Source organism: Halanaerobium sp., assembly GCF_003070835.1.
Window position 1 is genome coordinate 1 of record NZ_QBLR01000379.1, and the last position, 2962, is coordinate 2962.

General features: G+C 31.3%; 2 protein-coding genes. Both read right to left on the reverse strand.

The genetic code is table 11. The features are described from left to right. Positions 1 to 116 precede the first annotated feature (116 nt). Positions 117 to 1004 (reverse strand): carbohydrate ABC transporter permease, encoded by an 888-nt coding sequence (locus tag CI949_RS19300; RefSeq protein ID WP_290769431.1) that lies wholly within the window; start codon positions 1002 to 1004, stop codon positions 117 to 119. Between the two features lie 132 nt (positions 1005 to 1136). Further along, positions 1137 to 2471 (reverse strand): ABC transporter substrate-binding protein, encoded by a 1335-nt coding sequence (locus tag CI949_RS19305; protein ID WP_290769433.1) that lies wholly within the window; start codon positions 2469 to 2471, stop codon positions 1137 to 1139. Positions 2472 to 2962: the final 491 nt, after the last annotated feature.

The window sequence follows — 2962 nt, forward strand, 5'->3', positions numbered from 1 at the left end:
CTAATCCCAATTATAAGGAGTTTTTCTATTTTAAGCAAGTATTTTCGTTAAAAACAGAACTTGACTTTTCTTAAATATTTTTATGCAATGCTAGTGATTAATAATGAAATAATATTTTATTGATAATGAACTCCCTTACTTCCAAATTTGAAGTGGAAAAAGGTCACAATTAAAACTAAAACAAGCAAAACAACAGATTGAGCAGCTGCCATCCCTGGTCTGAAGTTAACAAACATATCTCTATATAATTTATAAATTACAATATTTGTAGAATCGGCCGGGCCACCCTGTGTCATAATATCTACAATTCCAAAAGACTGGAAAATTGTAAAGATAATATTCATAATTATTAAATAAAATGTAGTTGGAGAAAGTAATGGAATCGTTATTTTTCTAAAAATTTGAAAAGAATTTGCTCCATCAATTTTGGCTGATTCATAAACACTATCTGGAATCGACTGTAACCCAGCTAGAAAAAATATAATATTAAAGCCCATATTTTTCCAGATAGTAGCAATAATGATGGCTATAAAAGCAAAAAAACCATTTGTTAACCATGGTACTTGAAAATTAAAGAATAAATCTAAAAAATAATTAATATGCCCAGCAACTGGATTTAAAAGAAATACCCAGAGTGAACCAGCAACAGTTGGTGAAATAGCATATGGGATAAAAAAGATAGTTCTATAGATTTTTATTCCCTTCAGTTTTTGATTAACTAACACTGATAATACTAAAGAAATAGCTAAACCACCAAAAATAGAAATCAAAACAAATACAGCAGATCTTAGAAGACTAGCTCTGTAAGATGGATCAGTAAATAAATTAATATAATTATCAAAACCAGCATAGATTCTACGTGACCCAAATGGAGCAGTTCTATATAAACTTAAAACAACTGACTGAATTGTCGGCCAGTATAAAAAAAGCATTAAAATTACCATCGAAGGCAAAATTAATAAATATGGAACAGAAAAATGAGAGTCATAATCTTGTTCTTTCAACTTTTCTACCTCCTCTGACATGTTTTTATTATAATAAAATTTTAAAATAACTAGAAAAATCCCCCTCCCCAAAAAAATGAGGAAGGGGAGTAATACTCATTAAAATAATTTTCTTATAACTAACTTTAATCTTTATTCATAAAGCGAATTGTATTGTTCTAAGGATCTATCAACTCTAGAAGCAGCTTCATCCATTGCCTCTTGTGGAGTTAAATCATCCTGTAGAGTCTTTTCAACTGCTTCTTCTATAATCTGTCTTACTTCAGGGAAAGTTCCAATCATTGCCCCCTGAGTAGAAGGAGCTGTTTTACTTAATAGCAACTGAAGAAAAGCAGTTAAATGATTTGGGTTTTTGGCAAAAAACTGTCCATTCATTTCATGTTCTACAGCTGCTTTAGTTACTGGGAAATAACCGGTATTTTCAAACCAATATACCTGCTGTTCCATCTCAGATAAGAAACTTAAAAATTCCCAGGCTGCTTTTAATTCTTCTTCTGGATGATCTCTTACTGCCCAAAGGCTAGCACCACCAATTACAACTCCACCACGGTCTACACCCTCTGGGCGTGGAAGGAAAGCTGTTCCTAACTCATATCCATCATTTTTAGCATTTTCAGTAAAGTTAGTAACCTGTGCTGTAGATTCAATCATCATAGCTGATCTACCAGATAAGAAAGCCTGTTTTGCTCCATCCCATCCGCGACCAGGATTTAACATGATACCTTCATCAACCATCTCTTCCCATAGTTCAATAAATCTAACTGCAGGTTCCTGATCTAAATATGATTCAGTTGCTCTTGCATTACGTCCATTCTCATTATTCACAAGTAAAGCATCCTGATTTGCCACCATTTGCTCAACAAACCAACCGACGATACCTAAAGTAAATCCGTAACGTTCAACATCTCCATCTTCATCTCTAACTGTAAGTTTACGAGCATATTCTTTTAACTCTTCAAAGGTCTGTGGAGGTTTATTTGGATCTAAACCTGCTTCTTCAAAAGCATCTTTATTATAATATAAAATAGGTGTTGATGAATTAAATGGCATAGAATTTAGCTGACCATTTACATTATAATAATTAGAAACAGGAACTAAAAATTTACCCCAATCAAATTCTGTGTCCTGTGCAACATCTCTTCCTAACTCTTCTACAGGAATAATGATACCACTATCAACCATTACCTGAGTTCCAATTTCATAAATTTGAATAATATGTGGAGCTGAACCACTTTGTACAGCAGCCTGAGTTTTAGTCAAAGTATCATTATAACTACCTGTGTTTTGTGCTTCAACTATTATTTCATCTTGACTTTCATTAAAGCTCTCTACTAAGTTGTTTACTATTTCACCATTAAAACCTCCCATAGCATGCCAGAATTCAATTGTCACTGGTTCCTGGGCCGCTACAGCAAAAGTAAGGATAAATGTAAGAGCAATCACCATCAAAAAACTTAATTTTTTCATTAAATAACTCACTCCTTTTTTAGTTTTTAGTCAAAAATTTTTAATTTTAACTAATCCCCCCTTATATAAGCTTTTTAAGTTAATAAATTAAGATGTAAAAGATGAGTAAAAATTACAAAATTTTATTATTAGCTTATCATAATTATATATTTTATTAAATTGTTTGTCAATTTCGAATATTATTTCACTTGTATTGATTTGACCCTCCTCGGAGGTTTGCAACCAGATTTTCACTCTATCACCTGATTATTATAATAACACAAACAAATATCTAATATATTAATTTGATGTTAAAGTATTGTTAAAGAATTTAAAGTTTTACTATTTTTTTAGCAGGTCTTTTCAAACTAATAGAGAAATATACTGATGTGGAGTTATTATATTTTCACAAAAAAAATTCAAAATATTATAAAAACGGGGGTAATCAGATTGAATAGTAAGTTTGCTAAAAAATACAGATATTTGGCCTATCTTTTAATTGCTCCATCTAT

Coding starts and splice junctions, on each gene's coding strand:
- CI949_RS19305 (WP_290769433.1), bottom strand. CDS start 2,471: ATGAAAAAATTAAGTTTTTTGATGGTGATTGCTCTTACATTTATCCTT.